This is a genomic window from Agrobacterium sp. DKPNP3 (assembly GCF_052686535.1).
In genome coordinates, this window is record NZ_JBQYSN010000060.1 from 1 (window position 1) to 24587 (window position 24587).

Sequence of the window (24587 nt, forward strand, 5' to 3'; positions counted from 1 at the left end):
CGAGAGAAGCAGGCTGGCGCGATGGCCCGCATGGCAAGAGAATGCCGCCGCCACCGCCCTCCAAGGCCGCACATTTCAGGATTGAAGACGGCGAGCGCAAGATCGACGTCAAATGTGCCGATGACGAGCCGATGAAGGCTTGCGCCGACATCATGATGCAGATCATCGACAAGATGAACGAATAGGGCTATCCAGCCTAGTCCCAAGGAGGCGGTACAGCAGTGCCGCCTCAGCAGAATTCCACCCGCGCCCTTAAGCCCCGCCCGCCGGCGCCATCCTCCAGCGCCAGCCGCCCGCCGAACAGCCCGGCTATTTCCTCGATGATGGCAAGTCCGAGGCCCGCACCCGGCGCCGCGTTTTCCTGCCCGCGTGCGAAGCGCTGGCGAACGATGGCGCGATTTTCGAGCGGGATGCCTGGGCCATTGTCTTCAACCTCCAGCCAGACAATCGCTTGCTCGCGGCCAACGCGCACGGTGACTTCCGCGCCGCGCCCGGAATAGTTGATGGCATTGGAAACGAGATTACCTATCAGTTCACCGATGAGGAGCGGTTCGGCGAGAATTGTCACCTCGCCCTCGCCTTCGAAACCGAGATCGATACCCGCCTCTGCGGCGCGCGGCACGAAATCGGCCGTCACGTTCTGCGCTACTGCGACAAGATCGATGGCGGAAAAATCATGTTTCTCGCTGGAGCCCGCGGCATCGATATTGGCCATGCGCAGAAGCTGGGCGAGGATATGTTCGGCATGCGCCACCGAAGCGCCGCCCTTCAGCGCCGCCGCCTGCGCTTCCTCGAGGCTCGTTGCGCGGGCGGAAAGCGCAAGCTGGGTGCTGATGATGGCGAGCGGCGTGCGCAGCTGGTGGCTGGCATTGCCGGTGAAGTGCCGGAGCGCATCCAGCGCCGATTGCAGCCGCACCATGAAGGAATTGACCGTCTCCACCAGGTTCTCCACCTCGACAGGCACGGATTGGCGGATGGGGTGCAGATCGTTCGGGCTGCGCTCGGCAATGGCTTCGCTCAATCGGTAAAGCGGCCTGAGCGAAATCGTCACGGCGATCCAGACGATGATCGCCGCCCCGAGGATCATGAACAGCAGCCGCAGCGCCGAGCGAAGGATAATCGCCTGCGCCAGCTGGCTGCGGGCAATGGTGGTTTCGGCAACCGTGACGGAAAAGGGGACGGAATTAATGCCGGTCGACGCGAAGCGCCTGATGGCAGCGACCCGGATCGGCTCATCGCGAAACACCGCATCGCGATAGGCGGGGGTATCGCCGTTTTTGTTTTCGACCGTCGGCAGGTTCTGGTAACCGGTGAGGAATTGTCCGTTGGGTCCGTCGACCCGGTAAAACACCCGGTCCTGCGCCGCCGATGTCAGCATTTCCAGCGCGACATAGGGAATATCCACCTCCAGCGAGCCGTCTTCCGCCACTACCACGCGTTCGGCAATGGCAAGCGCCGAACCGGAAAGCACCCGGTCTGAAACCACATTGGCGGTGTTCACCGCCTCGCGCCAGGTGTCGGTCAGCGCCACGCAGCCGATGATGGCAGTGGAGATGAGGAGCCAGCCTAGAAGTCGCCGCCTGAGCGAATAGGCGGCCTTGATCATTCCGCCATCTCCGGCAGTTTTTCGAGATAATAACCGATGCCGCGCGCCGTCTTCACCGTCAGCCCGTGGGGCGCAAGCCGCTTGCGCAGGCGGCTGACATATTGCTCGATGGCATTGGCGGAAATATCGTCGTCGAAGCCGGTCAGCGACTGCACGATCGCTTCCTTGGCGACCACCTTGCCGGCCCGCATGAAGAGCACCTCCAGCAACGCCACTTCACGGGCCGGAATATCGAGCGGGCGATCATCCGCCGAAAATGTGCGCGACGTCAGGTCGAACAGCACCTTGCCGAAACTGAGGACCGACGACCGAAGCCCGGCGTTGCGGCGCAGGAGAACACGCACGCGGGCCTCGAATTCGGCAACGTCGAAAGGCTTGATCATATAGTCGTCAGCGCCGAGATCGAGCCCTTTAACCTTTTCTTCCGGCGTGCCGCGCGCCGTCAGGATCAGCACTGCCGCCTTGTCCTGGCGCGAACGCATGGAGCGCAGCACCTCTATACCGTCCATTTCCGGCAGGTTGAGATCGAGAATGACCAGATCGAAACTTTCAGCCGCAATCGCGGCATCGGCGGAAGCGCCGTCGGATACCACATCCACCGCATAACCGCTGCCGCGCAGAAGCGCCGAAAGCCCTTCCGACAGCACCTGATTGTCCTCGACCAGCAAAATACGCAAATCTTCCTCCCGCAGCATTGCCGAGTTTAACCAGAGCCTTGCCGCTTGTGAATGGCAAGCGCCTGCTGCATGATCTTTTCCATGCGTATCTGCCTTCTCCTCTGCCTCTGTCTTTGCATGGCCTTCCCCGCGCTTGCGCAGGTTGCCATTTTTCCGGCCCCTTCGGGCAAGGCGGATGCCCAAACGCTGGTGGTCTACTCCTCTCTGGACGAGCCGCTGGCGACGCCGATGATCGAGGGCTTTCAGAAGGCCAATCCCGATATTGCCGTCCATTACGAGGATATGCTGACCGGCGAAATCTATGACCGCATCGTCAAGGAAACCGATGCTGGCAAGAAGACCGCCGATTTCGCCTTCTCTTCCGCCATGGATCTGCAGGTGAAGCTGAGCAATGACGGTTATGCCCAGCGTTCCGATCTCGCCATGAGCGCCCGCTGGCCCGCCTGGGCGAACTGGCGCAATACGGCTTACGCGCTGACCTTCGAGCCGGCTGTCTTCGTTTATCACAAGCCGAGCTTCACCACCGAGAAGCCACCCGCCACCCGCGCCGAATTTGTCGATTATCTCGAACGCCACGCTAAAGAGGTGCATGGCCGCATCGCGACCTATGACATCGAGCGCTCCGGCGTCGGCTTTCTGTTCATGTCGCGCGACCAGGAGCAGTTCGGCGATATCTGGAACGTCATCAAGGCCATGGGTGCTGCGGGCGTAAAAGTCTATTCCACCTCGTCCGCCATTCTGGAGCGTGTCTCCGACGGGCGCTTCGTGATGGGCTATAATATCCTCGGCTCCTATGCGGCGGACTGGGCCTCGCGCCACCCGGATGTCGGCATCGTGCTGCCGAAAGACTATACCGTGGTCATGTCACGCATCGGGCTGGTGCCGGAGGCGGCCGCAAATCCCGAACTTGGCCGGCGGTATCTCGAATTCTTCATGTCGAAGGAAGGCCAGACGATCATGGCCCGGCAATTGCAGATCCCTGCCGTCAGCCCGGAGGTGGCCGGCGAAAACACCGCCAACACCATGCAGGCCATCCATGGCGCGCAATTGCGGCCCGTGCCGGTCAGCCCCGGCCTGATGGTCTATCTGGATCAGGTCAAGCGCAGCCGCTTGATCGAGCGCTGGAACGAAGCCTTGCGGTCACAATAACACCGTCAGACACAAAGCTTTACGGTTTGCAGAAATTAATAGAGAGTAAATGAGCGAGGACTTGCTTAACGTCAGTTAGATGACAGCTTTTTATGATGCTCTGCAATCCTTCTTCATTCCGTGGAGGCGGAAGAAGATGCGGGAGGACATCCGGGACGATTCCAAAGACCGAGCGTTTTGATTTCAACGCCGGCAAAGCTGCGTCCCCAGAAATCCCTTCCGCATAAACGAAAAATGACGCCCGGAAAGGGCATCCTGAGGAGGGTTTTCGACGTGAAACATTTTCTTATCAGCACATTCCTGGCGGGCATGATCGCTCTTCCGGCAGCTGCCGCGGACTACACGATCATTGCGCCTGCCAACCCCGGCGGTGGCTGGGACCAGACCGCGCGCTCGCTGCAGACGGTCCTGCAGGAAGAAGGCATTTCCAAGAGTGTCCAGGTGCAGAACGTACCGGGCGCCGGCGGCACCATCGGTCTTGCGCAGTTTGCCAGCCAGCAGAAGGGTAACCCGAACGCCCTCATCGTCGGCGGTTACGTGATGGTCGGCGCGATCCTCACCAACAATGCGCCCGTAACACTGAAGGAAGTGACGCCGATTGCCCGCCTGACGGGTGAATATGAGGCCGTTGTCGTCCCGGCATCGTCGCCTATCAAGACCATGGCCGAACTCGTCGAGCAGTTGAAGAAAGATCCGGGCAGCGTGTCCTGGGGCGGCGGCTCTGCCGGCGGCACCGACCATATCGCCGTTGGCCTGATCGCCAAGGCGGCAGGGGTTGACCCCACCAAGATCAACTACATCGCCTATTCCGGCGGCGGCGAAGCACTTGCCTCGATCCTCGGTTCGCAGGTCACGGCTGGCGTTTCCGGCTACGGCGAATTCGAAGGTCAGGTCAAGGCCGGCACGCTGCGCCTTCTTGCCGTCACCAGCGAAAACCGTCTCGAAGGCGTCGACGCACCGACGCTGAAGGAAAGCGGTCTTGATGTCGTCGTGCAGAACTGGCGCATGGTTGCAGCTCCTCCCGGTATTTCCGCCGATCAGGAAAAGGCCGTCAATGCCGACATCGAAAAGCTGGTGAAGTCCGCCAAGTGGCAGGAAACCCTGAAGACCAAGGGCTGGATGGATACCTATCTCGCCGGTGACGCCTTCAAGGAACAGCTTGCCAAGGACACCGCCGCTACCGAAACCATCCTCAAAGACATCGGACTGGTGAAAAAATGAGCCAGGGTTTCAACCCCTCGCACGATCAGAAGCGTCGCCCCGACTGGGCGGCGCTGGTGATCGCTGTCGCCCTCGTCATCGTCGCCGGCGTGATCTTCTGGGATAGCGCCCGCCTGGCCAGTGTCACCGGTTACTCCCCGGTCGGCCCGGCCACCGTGCCTTACGCGATTGCCTTCTGTCTTGTCGGCCTGGCGATCTGGACGGCCATCGAGGCCTGGCGCGGGGATTTTCCCGAACGCGACAAACAGGAAATCGCCCCGGTCATCTGGGTCGTCGCGGGCCTTGCCGCGCAGATGCTGCTTTTGAACCTGGCCGGGTTCTCCATCGCCACCGGTTTGCTGTTTGCTTTCACGGCGCGCGCTTTCGGCAAACGCAAGCTCTGGTTTTCGATCCCGGTCGGCATCGTGCTGAGCTTCGTCATCTGGGTGGTATTTGCCCAGCTGCTGCAATTGTCTCTGCCCGCTGGCCCATTGGAACGGCTGTTCTTCTGACAGCCATTCCGACGACATCAGAGATCACGGGAACAGCCGGCGCGTCGTGACGACGAAGCCAGCCGTTCCGCCCGCCCTACCGCTCGACAGGGGGACATCTGTCCATGAGTACCTTTGAATTCCTGCTGCACGGTCTTGAGGTTGCCGCCCAACCCATGAACCTGCTCTACGCGCTGATCGGCGTGACCCTCGGCACCGCCGTCGGCGTTCTGCCGGGCATCGGCCCGGCGCTGACCGTCGCGCTGCTTCTTCCCGTCACCTACCGGCTCGATCCCGCCGGTTCGCTCATCATGTTCGCCGGCATCTATTATGGCGGCATGTATGGCGGCTCGACCACCTCGATCCTGCTCAACACACCGGGCGAAAGCGCCTCGATCGTGACGGCGCTGGAAGGCAACAAGATGGCGCGCAAGGGCAGAGGCGGTCCGGCGCTTGCCACCGCCGCCATCGGCTCCTTCGTCGCCGGCCTCATCGCCACCATCGCACTCGCCTTCATCGCGCCCTATATCGTCAAGCTGGCGCTGGTCTTTGGCCCGCGTGAATATTTCGCGCTGATGGTCCTCGCTTTTGTCACCGTTTCCTCCGCTTTCGGCGATTCGGCGCTGCGTGGCCTCACCTCGCTCTTCATCGGTTTCGCACTTGCCATCGTCGGCATCGACCAGCTGACCGGACAGACCCGCATGAGCTTCGGCATTCCCGACCTGCTTGACGGCGTCGAAGTGACGACGCTTGCCGTGGCCATGTTTGCGATTGGCGAAACACTCTTCATCGTCGCCCAGGGCAATAGCGGCCCCGACAAGGTGGAGGCGGTCAAGGGTTCGGTGTGGATGAATGCGCAGGATTGGGCACGCTCGTGGAAAGCCTGGCTGCGCGGCACGCTGATTGGCTTCCCCATCGGCGCGATGCCGGCGGGCGGCGCTGAAATCGGCACCTTCCTTTCCTACGCCACCGAAAAGAAGCTGACCAAATATCCGGAAGAATTTGGCAACGGCGCGATTGAAGGCGTGGCGGGTCCGGAAGCGGCGAACAACGCCTCGGCCGCCGGCACGCTGGTGCCGCTCCTGACGCTCGGCCTGCCGACGACGGCGACCGCCGCCATCATGCTCGCCGGCTTCCAGCAATATGGCCTGCAGCCCGGCCCCCTGCTGTTTGCGACCAACCCGCAGCTCGTCTGGGGCCTGATCGCCAGCCTGTTCATCGCCAACCTGATGCTCCTGGTGCTGAACCTGCCGCTCGTTGGCCTGTGGGTAAAGCTGCTGACCATCCCGAAGCCCTGGCTTTACGCCGGCATCCTGCTGTTTGCGACGCTCGGCACCATCGGCGCCAATCCGTCGGTGTTCGAACTCGGCATGCTGCTCGCTTTCGGTATCCTCGGCTACATCATGCGCATCTTCGGTTACCCGATCGCGCCTGCGGTCGTCGGTCTCATCCTCGGCCCGCTTGCCGAACAGCAGCTGCGCCGGGCGCTGGCCATCGGTCAGGGCGATCCGACGGTACTTTTCACCTCGCCGATTGCCGTTGGCCTCTTCATCGTCGCGGCAGCCGCCTTCATCATTCCGCTGATCATGCGTATCCGCGGCCGCGGTGAAGTACTGACCCAGCTTGCTGCCAACGAGGACTGAGAATTAAAGAGCCTCCCAAGGCAACTGGCCCGGTATCTTCGGATGCGGGGCCTTTTTTGTGGAACGTTATCGATTGCCGCACGGTTCGGGCAGCATGGAACACAACCGGCAACCGACTGTCTTGCGTTCAGACTGCGTAACGAAACCGACTTTTCCGATGATCCCGCTCCCCCGGACATGGTACAGTTGACGAAGGCGATAGGAACAGACCATGAGACCTCTAGCGATCCTGACCATCCTTGCTTTGACCGGCTGCAGCGCCGGCGCCCACGATGTCGAGCCCATTCCTGGCAGCATCACCTATGGCGGGCAACCGCGTACCAAGCTTGAAAAATCCCCGGTCGGCAGCACACTTAGCCACGAATTCGTGATGGGCGACGGACGTCTCGCCATCGAGACGTACCGCATCCAGCCGGATCGCTCGCTGAAACTCGAACGCCGCGAAATCATCGGCGACTGGCCGCCGAACTGAGCAGGGGTGTCGAACCCATTTCCGGTCATCTGACGTCGAAATGGAACAGGGCACAGGCCGTTGCGTTATACGACGGACTTTCCAAAGCGGCTTTCCGTCCGCCCTTCCCAGGAGACTTCGATGAAGACCCACAAGACGAAAAACGACCTGCCTTCCAATGCAAAATCGACCGTGATCGGCATTCTCAACGAGAACCTCGCGTCGATCATCGATCTCGCGCTTATCACCAAGCAGGCGCACTGGAACCTCAAGGGCCCGCAATTCATCGCCGTCCACGAGCTGCTCGACAAGTTCCGCGCGCTGATTGACAAGCATAGCGATACGATCGCGGAACGCGCCGTGCAGCTTGGCGGCACCGCGCTCGGCAGCACGCAGACGGTTGCGTCAGCGACGAAGCTCAAGGCCTATCCGACGGACATTTATACGATCCATGATCACCTGGCAGCGCTGATCGAGCGCTACGGCGACGTGGCCAACATGGTCCGCAAGGCGATCGACGATTCCGACGAGGCAGGCGACCCCACGACGGCGGACATTTTCACCGCCGCCTCGCGCGACCTCGACAAGTCGCTTTGGTTCCTCGAAGCGCATGTGCAGGAAAAGAACTGAGCCGACCTAACGGCTTAAAAACAGCAAAGCGCCCGGTCCAACCGGGCGCTGTCTGTTTCAAGCGGCGTTATTTTGACGCGTCAATGGCGCCGCAAGACGGCGCGCCCGATATCTCTCAGCATGTCATGATCGAGAATGCCACGCTGGGCGCTGCGGATCAAAACCGCTGCGCATTCATTGGCAACGTGGCTGCTGCGATCCTGAAAGCACTCGAAGCACACGCCATCGAAAATGTTTTGTAGATCGGTAATCTGCTCCGGCGACAGTTGTGCGCCAACCCGTTCAAAAGCTGCATACGACAAGGCTCATCCTCCTGATGATTTGCCAAGTATCGTTTCTTTTTTTCGTGGACAGGAGATTTGTACACCTGAACGAATCACTTGTCGAATCAGATTTTAACCAAATGTAAACGGGTCATTTTCTGTGCCGACTGCCGGCTTCTTCCTGAGAGCCGGGTATAAAGGGCAGCGGAAACAGCATCTTCCGGCCGGACCCCACCCTTGGACACTGGCGATACCGCCTGCGGTCACAAGAAGACGGATTTCCGCAAAAACCTCAAAATAATCTGTTGCATTCCAAAAACGTTTGAGCGATATAGCAGCCGTCGCCGCTTCGGCGGCCCACGGTTCAGCGAACTACCCCGGACCGGTGGATTTGAGCGGGTGTAGCTCAGGGGTAGAGCACAACCTTGCCAAGGTTGGGGTCGAGGGTTCAAATCCCTTCGCCCGCTCCAAAATTTCAGGGCAAGCCGGATAAAGCTTCCTTCAACGATACGGAACGCGTCGTTGTTGCCGGACCGGCCATGCCCCCGTGAAATTCCGCCAATTCATCCGGACGGCCAAAAGACACGGAAACGCCGACATTATTGAAGAAATAACTGTCACAAGGCGCTCGTTGATCTTGGCTTCGGCCGTAAAATGAGTATGGTGGCCTACCGTTTTTTTCCGACCTCAAGAGGGGCATATGCAAGTTCTAGTACGCGATAACAATGTCGACCAGGCATTGCGCATCCTGAAGAAGAAACTCCAGCGCGAAGGCGTCTTCCGCGAAATGCGTCTGCGCGAAGCTTTTGAAAAGCCGTCGATCAAGAAGGCACGTGAGAAGGCAGAAGCTGTCAGCCGCCAGAGAAAGCTTGCCCGCAAGCAGATGCAGCGCGACGGCCTTCTTCCCTCGAAGCCGAAGAAGACCCGGTAACCAGACTTCTGGTATCGTCATCGGCAATGTCGATGGCGCGGTTCTGCGGAAACAGCGGACCGCGATGGTAGTTTTGCGTCTATGCGCCCGGGGCCTCAAGGCTGGCGGGCGCATGCTGTTTTAGGGCCCTGGTCCGATACCTCGTGCAGCGCCGCAGGCATGCCGAAGGTGAGACATTCCGGTCCGCATTGCCGGGCTCCGTACGCGGACGTTCCGCGCCAGCCGCGGCCGCGATGACATCGCCACCCCATTTCCCGTTTTCGCAGATGGAGGAACCGATGCAGGTCAAAGCCGCGATATTGCGCAAGACGCATACGCCCCGCCCCTACGCTATCAGCAAACCGCTGACGATCGATGAGATCGACCTTGATCCTCCCGGTCCGGGCGAAGTCCTTGTACGCATCCGCGCGGCTGGACTCTGCCATTCCGATCTTTCCGTCATCAACGGCGACAGGCCCCGCCCAATGCCGATGGCGCTTGGCCACGAAGCCGCCGGCACCGTCGAAGCGCTGGGCGAAGGCGTTGTCGATCTCGAGCCGGGCGATCATGTCGTCATGGTCTTCATGCCGAGTTGCGGACATTGCCTTCCCTGTGCGGAAGGCAGGCCAGCGCTGTGCGAACCAGGCGCGGCCGCCAATGGGGCAGGCACACTGCTGGGTGGCGCAAGGCGGCTGAACTATCGCGGCGAGGCCGTGCACCATCACCTTGGCGTGTCGGCATTTGCCGAATACGCGGTCGTGTCGCGCCATTCGCTGGTTAAGATCGACCGGGACCTTCCCTTTGTCGAGGCGGCCCTGTTCGGCTGCGCAGTTCTGACCGGCGTCGGCGCCGTTGTGAATACTGCGGCGCTGAAAGCAGGTTCGACCGCTGTTGTCATCGGGCTCGGCGGCGTTGGCCTTGCAGCGGTCCTTGGCGCGCGGGCGGCGGGCGCGAGCAAAATCGTCGCCGTTGACCTTTCCTCCGAAAAACTCGCGCTCGCCCGCGAACTCGGCGCCACTGCCGTCGTGAATGGAGGCGACGAGGATGCTGTCGAGCAGGTGCGCGCCATCACATCTGGGGGCGCGGATTATGCCTTCGAAATGGCCGGGTCCGTCCGTGCGCTTGAAAACGCGTTCAAGATGACCAGACGCGGCGGCACGACGGTGACGGCGGGCTTGCCGCCCCCGGGCGCCGCGCTGCCGGTCAATGTCGTTCAACTCGTCGCGGAAGAGCGAACGCTGAAGGGCAGCTATATCGGCACCTGCGTACCCCTGCGGGATATTCCGCGCTTCATCGCCCTTTATCGCGATGGCCGATTGCCGGTGAACCGTCTTCTAAGCGCAAGGCTCAAGCTCGAGGATATCAACGAGGCTTTCGACCGCTTGCATGATGGCAGCGCGGTCAGGCAGGTCATCGAATTCTGAACCGGGGCCGGAACGCCCCGCGGAGCCGCAGACATTCGTTCCCGGGACATTGACAAAAAGGTTGCACAAGGTGGCACCCGCCGATTTTAATGACGGGGCGACACATGCAACCAGCCGGCGGGAGGACAACGATGGATGAGGCATACAGGTGGCGGCACATGGCAAGTGCGCCCAAGGACGGTAACCGGATTCTCGTCACGATCGGCGCGTCGGAACAGGGACCGGCCCAGGTTGACCTTGCCTATTGGTCAAAAGGCGATCAATTCGGGGCAGAAGGCTGGCGCTCCTCAGATTCGTCCCCAGGGCGCATCATTGAATATGCGGAAACGGAACTGAAGTGTTGGTTGCCCGTGCCTGCCGCCAATAATGACCGCCCTTCCATGCCGACACCCTGGGAGGGTGAAGACGACCGCGAACTGGACGGATCGGGCATATGACGGCGGTCGGTTCCCTGCACTGAGATCAGGCAGACACGGAAAGGGAGGAGCAACGCCCCTCCCCTTTTGATCGTCAGGCAGGCTCGTCCCAAACGGGCGCAAGACCATCCGGTGAAACGATGCGGCCGCCGGCAACAGCGCGTGCCCTGATTGTGGCCATCTCCTCGTCAGAAAGCGCAAAGTCGAAAATCGCGACATTTTCCGCGACCCGCGCTTCGCTGACTGTCTTCGACAGCGCAATCACGCCCTCCTGCTGAACGAGCCAGCGCAGCACGATCTGCGCGACGGACTTGCCGTGTCCGGCAGCGATGTCCTTCAGCACAGGGTCGGAAAAGACCTTGCCGTCGGCCATGCCGTAATAGCCGGTGATCGCCATCCCCGCCTCTCTGGCCGCCTCGATCACGGCGTCCTGGTTGAGATAGGGATGATACTCGATCTGGTTGGTAACGATCGGCGCCTCGGAAAGTGCAACCGACTGGGCCATCAGGTTTCTATTAAAGTTGGAAACGCCGATGTGGCGTACCTTGCCTGCCTTCCTCACCTCGTTCAGCGCGCCGATCTGTTCGGCAAGCGGCACCGCCTCGTTCGGCCAGTGCAGCAGCAGCAGGTCCACATGATCGGTCCTCAGCTTCCTCAGGCTTTCGTCGACGGAAGCGAGAAAGGCATCATGCCGGTAATTCTCCACCCACACTTTGGTCGTCAGGAAAATATCGTTGCGGGCGACGCCTGAATTGACGATGGCCTCGCCGACCTCTCCCTCGTTGCCGTAAATCTGGGCGGTATCGATATGACGGAAACCGGCCCTCAAGGCGTGGGGAACGATTCGCAGAACATCAGGACCGGGAATACGAAACGTGCCGAAACCGAGCGCCGGGATCGACGCACCACTGGCAGTCACATTAAACATATATTTTCTCCTTTGATGTGATCCGGCAGATCGGGTGCTGCCGGAATTTATACGCAAGTTCAGGCGGTCTTCAGCGTCACCGCGGCGCGCCGATCGAGCGTGCTGCTCCAGATGGTCAGAAGCAGGGCAACCGCGACGAGGATGGCGCCGACCCAGGGTGTGGCTCCTAGACCCATCGGCGATTCGACCACCAGACCGCCGAGCCACGCACCAATGGCGATGCCGAGGTTGAAGGCGGCGATGTTGAGCGCCGAGGCGACATCAACGGCACCGGGGCGATGCTGCTTGGCAAGCTGCACCACATAAAGCTGCAGGCCGGGCACATTGGCGAAAGAGAGGAAACCAAGCGCTGCAAGCGTGACCAACGTCAGCACCGGCGAAACGGCGGTGAAGGAAAAGACGAGCAGCACGATGGCCTGGGCCAGAAAGAGACCAACGAGGGCCTTGACCGGATTATGGTTCGCAATCCTGCCGCCGCCGATATTGCCGGCGGCAATCGCGATGCCGTAAAGCACGAGGATCAGGCTGACGCTCTTTTCCGAAAAGCCGGTCACATCCTGCAGGATGGGCGCAAGGAAGGTGAAGGCGACGAAGGTGCCGCCGTAACCGAGTGCCGTCATGGCGAATACGATGAGCAGGCGGCCGGACCCGAGAACCCGCACCTGATCCAGCAGGCTCGCCGGCGGCGCCTTCTTGAGCGTGTTCGGCAGAAGCGTCGCAATGCCCAGAAAGGCGACGATACCGAGGGCGGCAACTGCCCAGAAGGTGGCGCGCCAGCCGAAGACCTGACCGATATAGGTGCCGAGCGGAACACCGGTGACGATGGCGACCGTGAGCCCCATGAACATCATGGCAATGGCCGAGGCGCGGCGGTTTTCCGGCACGAGATCGGCTGCGATGGTGGAGCCGACCGAGAAAAAGACGCCGTGGGCGAAGGCGGCGATGACACGGGCGACCAGCAGCATCTCATAACTGGGTGAGAGGGCTGCGAGACTGTTACCGACGATGAACAGGGCCATCAGGCCGAGCAGCAGCGGCTTCCTCTCTATCTTCCCGGTCAATGCCGTGAGGATCGGCGCACCGAAGGTCACGCCCAGCGCATAGACGCTGACGATGAGGCCGGCGAGCGGCAGGGTGATATGAAGATCGTTTGCGACGGTTGGCAGCAGACCGACAATGACGAACTCCGTTGTTCCGATCGCATAAGCCGCGATCGTCAGGGCAAATATAGCCAATGGCATGACGAATACCTCTTCGCCCGCAAGGGGATCGCGGGCCTTCTGGACAGCATGTGCTGCCCGGTTGGATCAAATCGATGCAGACAATATGGGCGAAGGGGACTTGCATGATAACAGGCAAAGCCGGATAAATACCTTTGAATTGAATTCATAGGTAGGAAGCGATGGACAACAGGGCCGGAGAGATGGAAGTCTTCGTGGCGGCGGCGGAACTCGGCAGTTTTTCAGCCGCCGGGCGTCGGCTGAAGCTCTCGCCCTCGGCGGTCAGCAAACTTGTCACACGTATCGAAGATCGTCTTGGAACGAGGCTGCTGGCCCGCTCCACCCGACTCGTCACGCTCACGCCCGAGGGCGAGGTCTATTTGGCGCGGGCACGACGAATCCTCGCCGATATCGCCGAGACCGAGCAGATCGTGGCGAGCGGCGGCAAGGTCGTGCCGCGCGGCCTTCTGCGAGTCAACGCGACGCTCGGCTTCGGCGAACGTTATCTCCTGCCGCTAGCGCCGGAATTCCTGTCGCTCTATCCGGAAATCGAACTCGATATTTCGCTCACCGACGGCGTCATCAGCCTGATCGAGGAACGTACGGACATCGCAATCCGCTCCGGCGCGATGGGCGATTCCTCTCTGAAGGCAAAAAAGCTGAAGGAGGTCCGCCGCGTGATCGTCGCCTCGCCTGCCTATATCGAGCAACATGGCCTGCCGGACACGCCGCAGGATCTGGCGCGGCATAATTGCCTGAGTTTTAATTTCAGCCGCAGCCTCAACGAATGGCCGTTCCGCGACCCTGCTTCCGGCGATCTCTATCGCCTTCCTGTCACGGGTAATGCCTCGGTCAATAGCGGCATGGCGATGCGCAGGCTCTGCCTCGCGGGCTTGGGGATGGGGCGCATGGGCGAATTTCACGTCAAGCCCGATATCGAGGCAGGACTGCTCGTGCCGGTGCTGGAGGACTATAATGCCGAGGACCTGGAGGTGATCCACGCCGTCTACGCCGGCCACGAGCATCTCGCCGCCCGGGTACGCGCCTTTATCGATTTCGTTGCCGCGAGAGCCGGGCGGGACTGATCGTTTACATCAGCCCATGCACCAGCTTCGCCAACCAGTCGACAAAAACGCGGACCTTGTTCGTCACATGCCGGGTCTGCGGATAGACCACATAGATCGGCATCGCCTCCCGTCGCCATTCGGAAAGCACCGGCACCAGCTCTCCGCGCGACAGCGCATCCCGCACCATGAAGATCGGCAGCTGCACGATGCCCATGCCGGCGAGCGCCGCATTGAGATAGGTACGGCTGTCGTTGACGGAAACGACGTAGTTGGGCGTCAACTCAACGCTGCGTATGCCATTGTCGAAGGAGGCCGGCATGATCTGACCCGTGGTGGCATTGAGGTAACCCACCGATAAATGATCTTTTTCGAGGTCCTCGGGCTCCTGCGGCATGCCGAACTTCTGGATATAGGACGGCGACGCAAATGTTTCGAACCGGAGTTCGCCTACTTTTCGGGCAATCAGCGACTGATCGCGCAACATGCCGACGCGCAACGCGCAGTCGACATTTTCAGCGATATAGTCGACCAGACGGTCACCGACGCCGAGGTCGAGGCGGATTTGCGGATAGCGCTGGTAAAATTCGCAAAGATGTGGGATAACGACGAGGTCCGCAAAGACACCTGCCATTTCCACACGCAACCGGCCCGACGGCTGCACCTGCGCGCTGGACATACTGCCGTCAAGTTCTTCAATTTCCGATAAAATCTGCGATGCGCGCTCATAATAGAGAGCACCGTCCGTTGTGAGCATGACCCGCCGCGTTGTGCGGTTGAGAAGCGTGGTCTGCAAATGCGCCTCGAGCGCCTGTACCATGTTGGTAACCGTGGTTTTCGGCATGCTCAGCGCGGTCGCGGCCCGGCTGAAATTACCGGTTTCCACGACCCGCGTAAAAACCCGCATGGCGGAGAGCTGATCCATGATGCGATTATCCGTATATTTGGAATAGTGTTTTCATTTTAGCGTAGTTGATCATTTTTCCCCGAACAATAATATAAATTTCAGATTTTGCAAATATGGTGCACTGCCGATGGTGGCGCACGGGACCGGATCAGATGAACGCGCACTGGGAAAACATCAAAAGCTGCGGGGGCCTCGCATCCCAGCTTTCCGTGCGCCGGTATGAGGGTGCAAACCTTTGCAGCCAGCCGCCCGTGGTGCTTTACCTGCGCGGCGGATCGTTTCTGCAACCCGGCCTTGAGCCTGATGGAAATTGCCCCGAGCTTCCGGTGGCCCGCGCGCTTGCAGAAAGCGGCGCAGTGGTCGTGGAAGCCGACTACAGCAAGCCGTCCGGCAACGAGTTTCCGATGGTTATCGACTGTGCTTACGAGGCGCTCGATCATCTGAACCGGGATCGCAAGCATTATGGCGGCGCGAAATCGCTGCTGTTCGTGGCGGGCGAAGAAGCTGGTGGCAATGTGGCGGCGGGGCTTGCCTTGAAGGCCCGTGACCGCATGCCCGGCAAGCTCGCAGGCCAGATACTTCTGTCGCCCATGATCGACCCGATGATGACGACGGAATCCTTCCGCGACGCGGACAGGATCGGCATGCGCCAGCGCTGGGCGGATGGCTGGAGCCATTACCTTGCCAAGGCCTGCGGGTTTTTCCACCCCTATGCCGCACCCTGCCAGTGCACGCGGCTGAACCGGGTAGCGCCGGCGCTGATCTTTACCGCCGAGGATGATCCTCTGCGCGACGAGACGGTCAATTATGGAGACCGTCTTATCGCCTCGGGTGTCAGCGTCCGGAGCCATGTTTTCCCCGCCGGCGTCGGCTGGACGGGGCTTTATCAAGGAGAGGGCGGCGGATGGGTCCCTTCCATCTGTTCGGAGTTCAAGACTTTCGTTGACCAGTTAAAACACTGAATACCGCATTTATTGAGAAACTGATCGGCTCCTGATCTGGGGCCAAGGAGATACCCATGACGCTGAACACAAAGCGCCGGGCCCTGACGGGCGCCGGCATCGGGCTTGCCGTGTCCGTTGCAGCCGCAGCACTGTTTTTCGACCTGCCTACCAGCCGCAACGCAACGGCCGCTTCCACGCCCGCTGAAACACCGGCAATCCCGGTCACCGTCGCGAAGGTGGAAAGCCGCGACGTGATGCGCTGGGAGGAATTTTCCGGCCGTCTGGAGGCCGTAGACCGGGTGCAGATCCGCTCCCGCGTCGCCGGCCAGATCAAGGCCGTGCATTTCCGCGAGGGCGCGCTGGTGAAGGAAGGCGATCCCCTCTTCACCATCGATCCGGCCCCCTATCAGGCCGCCGTTGCCGGCGCTGAAGGGCAGGTCGCCTCGGCCGAAGCCAAGGTGAGCCTCGCGAAAACCGAACTCGACCGTGGCCGCCGGCTTTCCGACAATCGCACGATCTCCCAGAGCGATCTCGACCAGCGCCAGAGCTCGTTTGCGGATGCCGAAGCCCAGCTTCGCGCCGCCCGCGCAGCATTGACGACGGCGCAACTCGATCTCGGCTACACCGAAATCCGCGCCCCTGTTTCGGGCCGCGTCGGCCGCATCGAAATCACCGCCGGCAACCTCGTCGCCGCCGGCTCCACCTCGCCGGCCCTGACGACACTCGTCTCGGTCAACCCGATCTATGCAAGCTTCAATGCCAGCGAAGGCACGGTGGCGAAGGCTCTTGCCGAGCTGCCGAAAACCGATGGCGCCCTGCCCGCGCTGGAACAGATACCGGTTGAAATCGGCACGCTTTCGGATGAAGGCACGCCGATCAAGGGCACGCTGCACCTGATCGACAACCAGGTGGATTCGGCCAGCGGCACCATTGGTGTGCGCGCCATCTTCGACAATCCGGACGGCAGAATGATCCCCGGCCAGTTCGTGCGGGTCCGCATGGGCGAACCGAAGCCGGAAAACCGCATCGTCATCAGCGACCGCGCCATCGGCACGGACCAGGACAAGCGCTTCGTCTTCGTGGTCGATGCCGAAAACAAGGTGAGCTACCGCCAGATCAAGCCCGGTGCACCGGCAGACGGTCAGCGCATCATCGACAGCGGTCTTGCCGCGGGTGATACGATCGTCGTCAACGGCCTGCAGCGCATCCGTCCCGGCGCGACCATTGCACCGCAGGCGGAAGACAAGGTTGCTGCTTCGCAGTAACCCACCTCTTTGATCAGTAAGCGTCCCGCGCTTTCGCGAGACGCCCCTTCAGACAGAACCGGCCTTCACCGGCGGCAATCCTGCCGCCGGAGCGGCCTTCGCATTCCAAAATATACCCGGAGAGGGACTGGATATGAATATTTCCAGATTTTTTGTCGACCGGCCGGTATTCGCCGGCGTCTTGTCGATCCTGATTGTGGTGGCAGGCCTTCTTGGCATGCGCGCCCTGCCGATTTCGGAATATCCCGAAGTCGTTCCGCCATCCGTCGTCGTGCGCGCCACCTATCCCGGTGCGAACCCGACCGTTATCGCTGAAACCGTCGCGACACCGCTCGAAGAACAGATCAACGGTGTCGAGGACATGCTCTACATGGGCAGCCAGGCGACATCGGACGGCGTGCTGACGCTCACCGTCACCTTCAAGCTCGGCACCGACCCCGACAAGGCCCAGCAGCTGGTGCAGAACCGCGTCTCGCAGGCCGAACCGCGCCTGCCGGCGGAAGTGCGTGCGCTCGGCATCACCACGGTGAAGAGCTCGCCCGACTTCATCATGGTCGTCAACCTTGTTTCCAAGACCGACGCCTATGACATCACCTACCTGCGCAACTATGCGACGCTGAACGTCAAGGACCGCCTCGCCCGCATCGAAGGTGTCGGCCAGGTGCAGGTCTTCGGCGCAGGTGACTATTCCATGCGCGTCTGGCTCGACCCGCAGAAAGTGGCCGAACATGATCTGGCTGCCAGTGACGTTTCCGACGCCATCCGCCAGCAGAATGTGCAGGCCGCAGCCGGCGTCATCGGCGCTTCGCCGAGCCCGAACGGCGTCGACCTGCAGCTCAACGTCAATGCCCAGGGCCGTCTGACGACGCCGGAAGAATTCGGCAACATCATCGTCAAGAGCGGCGCGAACGGCGAAATCACCCGCCTGCGCGATGTCGCGCGCATCGAACTCGGCGCAGCAGACTACACGCTGCGTTCGCTGCTCGATGGTGAGCCGGCCGTGGCTGTCGCAGTGCTTCAGGCCCCCGGCTCCAACGCCATCGAAATCGCCGATAATGTCCGCGCCACCATGGACAATCTGCAATTGGCCATGCCCGATGGCGTGAAATACGAGATCGTCTACGATACGACGAAATTCGTGCGCTCCTCCATCGAGAAAGTTGTCGATACACTCCTCGAGGCCGTTGGCCTCGTGGTGCTTGTCGTCATCCTTTTCCTCCAGACCTGGCGCGCCTCGATCATTCCGCTGATCGCCGTTCCGGTCTCGATCATCGGCACCTTCGCCGTCATGTATGCCTTCGGCTTTTCCATCAACGCGTTGACGCTGTTCGGGCTCGTGCTCGCCATCGGCATCGTCGTGGATGACGCGATCGTGGTCGTTGAAAACGTCGAGCGAAACATCGAAAACGGGCTCTCACCGCGTGACGCCACCTATAAGGCCATGCGCGAAGTCTCCGGCCCGATCATCGCCATTGCGCTGGTTCTCGTCGCCGTTTTCGTGCCGCTCGCCTTCATCTCCGGCCTGTCCGGCCAGTTCTACCGGCAGTTCGCGCTGACGATTGCCATCTCCACCGTCATTTCGGCCATCAACTCGCTGACGCTGTCACCCGCTCTTGCGGCCCTGCTGCTGAAGGAACACGGTGCGCCGAAAGACTGGCTCACCCGCTTCATGGACAAGATCCTCGGCTGGTTCTTCCGTGGCTTCAACCGTGCCTTCGGCGCGGCCTCGAACGGCTACGGCAAGACGGTCGGCGGGCTGGTGACTCGCAAGAGCTTGGTGATGATCGTTTACATGGCGCTGGTGGCTGCCACCTATGGCATGTTCACGACAGTGCCGAGCGGCTTCGTGCCGGCGCAGGACAAGCAGTATCTGATCGGTTTCGCCCAGTTGCCCGATGGCGCAACGCTCGACCGCACCGAGAACGTCATCAAGCGGATGAGCGCGATCGCCATGGAAACGCCCGGTGTCAGCCACGCCATCGCCTTCCCGGGCCTGTCGATCAACGGCTTCACCATCGGCTCCAACTCCGGCATCGTCTTTGCGGTTCTCGACGATTTCGAAAAGCGCAAGACACCGGAACTCTCCGGTGGCGCCATCGCCATGCAGCTGAACCAGAAGTTCGCAGGCATTCAGGATGCCTTCATCGCCATGTTCCCGCCGCCGCCGGTCAACGGTCTCGGCCAGACAGGTGGCTTCAAGCTGCAGATCGAAGACCGGGCCGGTTACGGTTACCAGACGCTGGACGAAGCGGCGAAGGCCGTCATCGGCAAGGCATATCAGACACCGGAGCTGGCGGGCATCTTCTCCAGCTACCAGATCAACGTGCCGCAGCTCTTCGCCGATCTCGACCGCGCCAAGGCCGAACAGCTGGGCGTCTCCGTCAGCGACGTCTTCCAGACGCTGCAGATTTATCTCGGCTCGCTCTACGTCAATGACTTCAACGCCTTCGGCCGCACATACAGCGTCCGTGTGCAGGCGGACTCGCAGTTCCGCGCCCATGCGGAAGATATTGGCCGCCTGAAGGTTCGCTCCGCGACGGGTCAGATGATCCCGCTGTCGACGCTCCTGAAGGTGGATGCAACGACGGGACCGGAACGCACCAACCGTTATAACGGCTTCCTCGCAGCCGATATCAACGGCGGACCGGCACCAGGCTTCTCATCGGGCCAGGCGCAGGCGGCGATCGAGAAGATCCTTGTCGAAACCCTGCCCGCGGGGATCGATTATGAATGGACGGATCTGACCTACCAGCAGATTCTCGCCGGCAACTCCAGCATCGTGGTGTTCCCGCTGGCGCTGCTGCTCGTCTATCTCGTGCTCGCCGCGCAATATGAAAGCTTGACCCTGCCGATTGCGATCATCCTGATCGTGCCGCTCGGCGTACTTGCAGCCCTAACGGGCGTCTGGCTGACGGGAGGGGATAACAACATCTTTACGCAGATCGGCCTTGTTGTCCTTGTGGGTCTCTCGGCAAAGAACGCGATCCTGATCGTGGAATTTGCCCGGGAGCTGGAGTTCGAGGGACGAACGCCGCTCCAGGCGGCCATCGAGGCAAGCCGGCTTCGCCTGCGCCCGATCCTGATGACCTCGCTCGCCTTCATCATGGGCGTGGTGCCTCTGGTCGTCTCGACAGGTGCCGGTGCGGAGATGCGCGCCGCCATGGGTGTCGCTGTATTCTCCGGCATGATCGGCGTGACGTTCTTCGGCATCTTCATGACACCGGTCTTCTACGTGCTGGTGCGCAAACTGGCGGGCAACCGTCCGCTCATCCAGCACAAAGAGGAAGAACCGGCCAACTCGGACTACAAGCTCGAAAAGGCCGGCTGAGGCCGACACCTATCCACCGCAACCTTCGACGCAAGCCCGCCGCGCATCCCAAGATGCGCGGCGTTTTATTGGCTGGAATATTCGTGACGCTTTACTGAAATAGAATCTGTTTCAGCCAGTTATACGCCAATCCTGCTACAACGTCTCAGTGCCGAAGCTTTGGGAATGAAATATAGATGCCCTAGCCGGGCGGAACTTTAAGAAAAGGCGCGCTTTTTTAGTTAAAATTCTGTGATAAATTGAAAAGCAGGGTGATTCGGACTAAATGATTTAGTTCAGGGGCGGCATGATGGAGCAGGACTACGAGAACTGGGCGACGACCGTCGCCTATTCGATCGTGATGCATGAGGGTCTCGACCTCGCGCTTTCCGCGCAAAATCTCGACAGGGGCAAGATCCGGAACAACCGCGAGCGTCTGATGGAAGCCATCCGAACCTCGTTGCTGGAAGCCCGCTCGCGCAGCGGCCAGATGACGGTGGCCTGAGGCTCACCAAAGTGCATCAATAGCCGACTAATTCAGGCCGCCAGCAGGTCGGTCCGCACCGCCGCCTTCAGCGGCAGATGGTCGGAGGCAATGCGCGCCAATGCGCTGTCATGCGCCTCAACCTGCTCGATCAGCCCTTCTCGATTGGCGATGATCCTGTCGAGCGCCAGCACCGGCAGGTTGGACGGAAAACTCGGCACCGCCGGCGGCAGGGCGCCGAACGCATCCCGGAACGTATTGAGCGACGAGCCATTGCCGAGGCGCCATTCATTGAGATCGCCGAGAAGGACGGTGGGGCATTCGTCGCGTGCTTCCAGAAGGCCAAGCAAGGCTTTCGCCTGCTGGGCGCGGGAGTGCCGCAGAAGACCGAAATGGGCAGCGATGACACGCAGCACGCTGCCGTTTTTCAGATCAAGTTCCACGACCAGCGCGCCGCGCGGCTCAAGCCCCGGCAGCTTCAGCGTGTGCACGTCGCGCACCGCGCCTTCCCTGAACAGAACGACATTGCCGTGCCAGCCATGCGCCTTCACCCCCGATTGCACGGGAACAGGCACCAGCCCGCTCTCCCGTTCCAGCCGGGCGAGATCGAGCAGGCCGGTGCGCTCGCCAAAACGGCTGTCCGCTTCCTGTAGCGCGATGATGTCGGCGCCGATTTCCTGAATGACGCGGCTCGTGCGATCGGGATCGAACTTGCGGTCGCGGCCAACACATTTGTGAACGTTATAGGAAGCGATGATGGGAAATTGGTGGGCCTTTTCCTCAGGCTTGGCATTCTGCCGCTGGCGGTGATTGCGCAGCGAGTTCATCACGAAGGCGGGCAGGCTGGTGTTTCTGGCCAACACCGCTTTTTCGTTTTCCAGCATGCCGTCTTTTTTCACACGTCATCTCCGTTCAAAGATAGGGCGAGGCAAGCCACAGAACCCGTTCCACGAAACGAACAACGAATGGACGCGCTTTCAGTTCGCTCAGTCTCACAGGTATTGCAGCATCGCGTGCCGTCGAAATCGTCTGGCTGATGGTCTGGCCGAAGCCGTCGTCCATCACCTCGAGATCAATCTCAAAATTCAGTCGCAAAGAGCGCGGATCGAGGTTGGAGGACCCGATGTAACTCCACCGCCCGTCAATCACCAGCATCTTCGAATGATTGAATGGTCCGGTCGCCCTCCATATGCGACAATAATTGCGCAGCATCTGATCGAATTGCGCCGTCATGGCCCGATCCACCAGTACCAGATTGTTGCTCTTCGGCACGACGATATCCACGACCACGCCGCGCCGCGCCGCTGTTATGAGCGCTGAAATAAGCTCGCGATCCGGGAGAAAATAGGGCGACATGATGAGAATGGACGAGCGCGCAATGGAAAATGCGCCGGTCAGCATTTTGTGATTGGTCTCGATGCTCTTGTCAGGCCCGGACGAGCAAACGCGGGAGATGAGTTGCGAGCCCGGTATGCCGTCGGGGATCGCGATATCCCAGACCGCCGTATCCAGCACTTCCTTGGTCGTGAAGCGCCAGTCTTCCGCAGCAATCGAGAAAAAATCAGAAACCACGGGACCGGTGATCTTGAAATGCGTGTCATGGGACTGGCTCTCACCGGCGAATTCCCGTGTAAATCCTTCGCGAATATTCATGCCGCCGCTGAAGGCGACGCGCCCATCCACAACGAGAATCTTGCGGTGGGTGCGAAGATTGGCATAGGGCAGGCGCAGGCCCATGATGACATTGCCGTTGAAGACCGCTGCGACGATGCCTTTTTCGCGCAGCGTCGGCAGAATGCTCGGCACCGAATATCGCGCGCCGACCGCATCGATCAGCACCCGAACCTCGACTCCCCGCTGTTGCGCCCTCTCCAGTGCTGCAACGAAGCGCATGCCGATCCGGTCATTGTCGAAAATATAGGTTTCGAGGATGATCGACCGTTTCGCCTGCTCGATGGCCTCCAGCATGGCTTCATAAGCGAGATCGCCAGTCACCAGCGGCTCGATGCTGTTACCCGTCGTCAGCGCGTGCCGGGTCACCCGGTCGCCAAGGATTTTCATCGCCGCGAAGCGTCGCCCCACCCGCTCGGCAACCAGATCGCCGCCGGCGTCAAACCGCGCGACACGATCCATGATCTCGTCCTGCATGAAGGACCGCTGCTGCGTGATTGTGGATCGGCGGATGCGGTTGATGCCGGCAATCGCGTAGATGACGGCGCCGACGATCGGCGACAAGACGATAACGCCAACCCAGCCGAGCGCCGAGCGAACTTCTTCCTTGGTCATCGTGGCATGCACGGCCGCAACGGTACCCATGATAACGGAGAGGACGGCAAGGATATGAGGCCAATAGGCAATGACGAGATCGAGCATGGTACGACTATAGGGTATCGACCGGGAAAGTGTAACGCGGATTTCCGATATGCCGTTGCATAAACAAAAACATAGAGGTGCCCACCTGATTGCAACGCAGCAGCTGTCCGGCGTCGTCGACATGCCCTCCCCCGCCATGCTTTAGCGGGACAGACCCTTGCGGGAATAAGGGTGGAAACCGGACGTGCGATATGTCATGAGAGCGCATCTTGATCTTTGGGCAGGGGTTCTTGCGGGATTTCTGCGACGTATGAAAGCAAGAAGGCCGTGATGCAGGACAATACGCAGGGTGCCGTCATCGTCATTTCCAGCCACGTCATGCGTGGCTCCGTCGGCAACCGCGCCGCCGTCTTTGCGCTAGAGACGCTCGGTTATCCGGTCTGGGCGGTGCCGACTATCGTCATGCCCTGGCATCCCGGGCACGGCCCCTCCACCCGCATGCGCTTTCAGGACGACGATTTCGACAAGGCAATGAGCGACCTCGAAAACGCCAGATGGATAGGCGAGGTCAAGGCCGTACTGACCGGCTATTTCGGCAGCGCCGCGCAGGTTCGCTCCACCGCAAGGCTGATCCGCAACCTCAAGGAAAAGAACCCGGCGCTGATCTACGCCTGCGATCCGGTCATGGGCGATCTCGGCGGGCTCTATATTCCGCTCGAGACCGCCGAAGCCATCCGCGACGAACTCATTCCGCTGGCGACTGTCGCGACGCCCAATCGATACGAACTGGCGTGGATGAGTGGCGCGGAGCTTGAGACCAACAATGCCATCATGGATGCCGCCCTCGCCCTCGGCCCGCCGAAAATGCTGGTCACCTCGGCGGTACCGATGATGACGGGCGGCACCGGCAATCTTTATCTCAGCGGCCGCCATGCGCTTCTCGCCGAACACCGCGCCATCGAAAATGCACCGAACGGCCTCGGCGACCTGATGTCGGCGCTGTTCCTCGCCCGCCTGCTGGAGGGTCTGGACGATGAAAAGGCGCTGCAGCTGGCAACCGCCAGCGTGTTCGAAGTCCTCGCCCGCACCAAAAAACGCGACATGAACGAACTGACGCTGGAGACCGACTCGTCAAGTCTCTCCACACCCATGGCCATGGTGCAGATGCGTCATCTCTTGCATCCTTCGCGCAGCAGGCGCAAATAGCGGGCAGAGCATCTCCAGGAAAATCGGGGTGGGTTTTCCAACCGGAATGCGGCACATAGGGAGTTGGGGCGGTTTTACGGCTTAGAAAA

Annotated in this window: 24 protein-coding genes and 1 tRNA gene; 17 read left to right on the forward strand and 8 right to left on the reverse strand. The window is 60.8% G+C overall.

Annotated elements, in window-relative coordinates; genetic code table 11:
* Positions 1–185, forward strand: a 185-nt coding sequence (locus tag ACUTJJ_RS16335) for a hypothetical protein (RefSeq protein WP_445542801.1), incomplete at its 5' end; no start/stop codon positions are given.
* A gap of 44 nt (positions 186–229) precedes the next feature.
* On the opposite strand, the gene ACUTJJ_RS16340 is transcribed toward ACUTJJ_RS16335, so the two are convergent.
* Both ACUTJJ_RS16340 and ACUTJJ_RS16345 read right to left on the reverse strand, forming a co-directional pair.
* Positions 230–1606, reverse strand: coding sequence for a sensor histidine kinase (locus ACUTJJ_RS16340; protein ID WP_445542802.1), 1377 nt, complete (start codon positions 1604–1606; stop codon positions 230–232).
* Positions 1603–2283, reverse strand: a complete 681-nt coding sequence (locus ACUTJJ_RS16345) for a response regulator (RefSeq protein ID WP_063948181.1) — start codon at positions 2281–2283, stop codon at positions 1603–1605. The genes ACUTJJ_RS16340 and ACUTJJ_RS16345 overlap by 4 nt, the downstream gene beginning before the upstream one ends.
* A 51-nt stretch (positions 2284–2334) precedes the next feature.
* Between ACUTJJ_RS16345 and ACUTJJ_RS16350 the strand changes: the two genes are divergently transcribed.
* The 6 genes from ACUTJJ_RS16350 (at position 2335) to dps (ending at position 7847) form a co-directional block, all read left to right on the forward strand.
* Complete coding sequence (locus ACUTJJ_RS16350; protein ID WP_445542803.1) at positions 2335–3432, forward strand: ABC transporter substrate-binding protein; 1098 nt, start codon at positions 2335–2337, stop codon at positions 3430–3432.
* A 309-nt stretch (positions 3433–3741) separates the two neighbouring features.
* Entirely contained in the window at positions 3742–4653 is a 912-nt protein-coding gene (locus tag ACUTJJ_RS16355; RefSeq protein WP_371417878.1) for a Bug family tripartite tricarboxylate transporter substrate binding protein, read from the forward strand.
* Positions 4650–5144, forward strand: coding sequence for a tripartite tricarboxylate transporter TctB family protein (locus ACUTJJ_RS16360; RefSeq protein WP_063948073.1), 495 nt, complete (start codon positions 4650–4652; stop codon positions 5142–5144). Before ACUTJJ_RS16355 ends, ACUTJJ_RS16360 begins: the two co-directional genes overlap by 4 nt.
* A 104-nt stretch (positions 5145–5248) precedes the next feature.
* Positions 5249–6766, forward strand: coding sequence for a tripartite tricarboxylate transporter permease (locus tag ACUTJJ_RS16365; RefSeq protein WP_063948074.1), 1518 nt, complete (start codon positions 5249–5251; stop codon positions 6764–6766).
* 211 nt (positions 6767–6977) lie between these two features.
* Positions 6978–7238: a hypothetical protein gene (locus ACUTJJ_RS16370; protein ID WP_445542804.1), complete on the forward strand. Its 261-nt coding sequence runs from the start codon at positions 6978–6980 to the stop codon at positions 7236–7238.
* A 120-nt stretch (positions 7239–7358) separates the two neighbouring features.
* Positions 7359–7847: a DNA starvation/stationary phase protection protein Dps gene (gene dps, locus ACUTJJ_RS16375; protein ID WP_063948076.1), complete on the forward strand. Its 489-nt coding sequence runs from the start codon at positions 7359–7361 to the stop codon at positions 7845–7847.
* An 80-nt stretch (positions 7848–7927) separates the two neighbouring features.
* Here the strand turns inward: dps and ACUTJJ_RS16380 are convergent, their stop codons facing one another.
* Positions 7928–8149, reverse strand: a complete 222-nt coding sequence (locus tag ACUTJJ_RS16380; RefSeq protein WP_077224699.1) for a hypothetical protein — start codon at positions 8147–8149, stop codon at positions 7928–7930.
* A 356-nt stretch (positions 8150–8505) separates the two neighbouring features.
* On the opposite strand from ACUTJJ_RS16380, the gene ACUTJJ_RS16385 reads away from it, so the two are divergent.
* The 4 genes from ACUTJJ_RS16385 (at position 8506) to ACUTJJ_RS16400 (ending at position 10881) form a co-directional block, all read left to right on the forward strand.
* Positions 8506–8580 (forward strand) — tRNA-Gly (locus tag ACUTJJ_RS16385).
* 230 nt (positions 8581–8810) lie between these two features.
* Complete coding sequence (rpsU, locus tag ACUTJJ_RS16390; RefSeq protein WP_063948077.1) at positions 8811–9041, forward strand: 30S ribosomal protein S21; 231 nt, start codon at positions 8811–8813, stop codon at positions 9039–9041.
* A gap of 278 nt (positions 9042–9319) precedes the next feature.
* A complete protein-coding gene (locus ACUTJJ_RS16395) occupies positions 9320–10444 on the forward strand; it encodes a zinc-dependent alcohol dehydrogenase family protein (protein ID WP_445542805.1) in 1125 nt (374 codons plus the stop codon).
* Between the two features lie 131 nt (positions 10445–10575).
* Positions 10576–10881, forward strand: coding sequence for a hypothetical protein (locus ACUTJJ_RS16400; protein ID WP_144577034.1), 306 nt, complete (start codon positions 10576–10578; stop codon positions 10879–10881).
* A 73-nt stretch (positions 10882–10954) separates the two neighbouring features.
* Here ACUTJJ_RS16400 and ACUTJJ_RS16405 read toward each other — a convergent pair whose 3' ends face one another.
* Complete coding sequence (locus ACUTJJ_RS16405; protein ID WP_445542806.1) at positions 10955–11788, reverse strand: aldo/keto reductase; 834 nt, start codon at positions 11786–11788, stop codon at positions 10955–10957.
* Positions 11789–11847: 59 nt separating this feature from the next.
* A complete protein-coding gene (locus ACUTJJ_RS16410) occupies positions 11848–13029 on the reverse strand; it encodes an MFS transporter (protein ID WP_445542807.1) in 1182 nt (393 codons plus the stop codon).
* Positions 13030–13190: 161 nt separating this feature from the next.
* On the opposite strand from ACUTJJ_RS16410, the gene ACUTJJ_RS16415 reads away from it, so the two are divergent.
* Complete coding sequence (locus ACUTJJ_RS16415; protein ID WP_445542808.1) at positions 13191–14093, forward strand: LysR family transcriptional regulator; 903 nt, start codon at positions 13191–13193, stop codon at positions 14091–14093.
* Positions 14094–14097: 4 nt separating this feature from the next.
* Here ACUTJJ_RS16415 and ACUTJJ_RS16420 read toward each other — a convergent pair whose 3' ends face one another.
* A complete protein-coding gene (locus ACUTJJ_RS16420; RefSeq protein ID WP_445542809.1) occupies positions 14098–14997 on the reverse strand; it encodes a LysR family transcriptional regulator in 900 nt (299 codons plus the stop codon).
* Positions 14998–15131: 134 nt separating this feature from the next.
* Between ACUTJJ_RS16420 and ACUTJJ_RS16425 the strand changes: the two genes are divergently transcribed.
* The 4 genes from ACUTJJ_RS16425 to ACUTJJ_RS16440 all read left to right on the forward strand — a co-directional run bounded on the left by ACUTJJ_RS16425 (position 15132) and on the right by ACUTJJ_RS16440 (position 21000).
* A complete protein-coding gene (locus ACUTJJ_RS16425) occupies positions 15132–15941 on the forward strand; it encodes an alpha/beta hydrolase fold domain-containing protein (protein ID WP_063948084.1) in 810 nt (269 codons plus the stop codon).
* Positions 15942–15997: 56 nt separating this feature from the next.
* Complete coding sequence (locus ACUTJJ_RS16430) at positions 15998–17188, forward strand: efflux RND transporter periplasmic adaptor subunit (protein WP_445542810.1); 1191 nt, start codon at positions 15998–16000, stop codon at positions 17186–17188.
* Between the two features lie 133 nt (positions 17189–17321).
* A complete protein-coding gene (locus ACUTJJ_RS16435) occupies positions 17322–20516 on the forward strand; it encodes an efflux RND transporter permease subunit (protein WP_445542811.1) in 3195 nt (1064 codons plus the stop codon).
* A gap of 286 nt (positions 20517–20802) precedes the next feature.
* On the forward strand, positions 20803–21000 hold the full coding sequence (locus tag ACUTJJ_RS16440; protein ID WP_186376792.1) for a hypothetical protein: 198 nt from the start codon (positions 20803–20805) through the stop codon (positions 20998–21000).
* A gap of 32 nt (positions 21001–21032) precedes the next feature.
* On the opposite strand, the gene ACUTJJ_RS16445 is transcribed toward ACUTJJ_RS16440, so the two are convergent.
* Together ACUTJJ_RS16445 and ACUTJJ_RS16450 are read right to left on the reverse strand one after the other, a co-directional pair.
* Entirely contained in the window at positions 21033–21878 is an 846-nt protein-coding gene (locus ACUTJJ_RS16445) for an endonuclease/exonuclease/phosphatase family protein (protein ID WP_445542812.1), read from the reverse strand.
* Positions 21879–21891: 13 nt separating this feature from the next.
* Positions 21892–23352, reverse strand: coding sequence for a phospholipase D-like domain-containing protein (locus ACUTJJ_RS16450; RefSeq protein WP_063948091.1), 1461 nt, complete (start codon positions 23350–23352; stop codon positions 21892–21894).
* 270 nt (positions 23353–23622) lie between these two features.
* On the opposite strand from ACUTJJ_RS16450, the gene pdxY reads away from it, so the two are divergent.
* Positions 23623–24498 carry a pyridoxal kinase PdxY gene (pdxY, locus tag ACUTJJ_RS16455; protein ID WP_063948092.1) on the forward strand — a complete coding sequence of 292 codons (876 nt, stop codon included), beginning with the start codon at positions 23623–23625 and terminating at the stop codon, positions 24496–24498.
* The last annotated feature ends 89 nt before the right edge of the window (positions 24499–24587 follow it).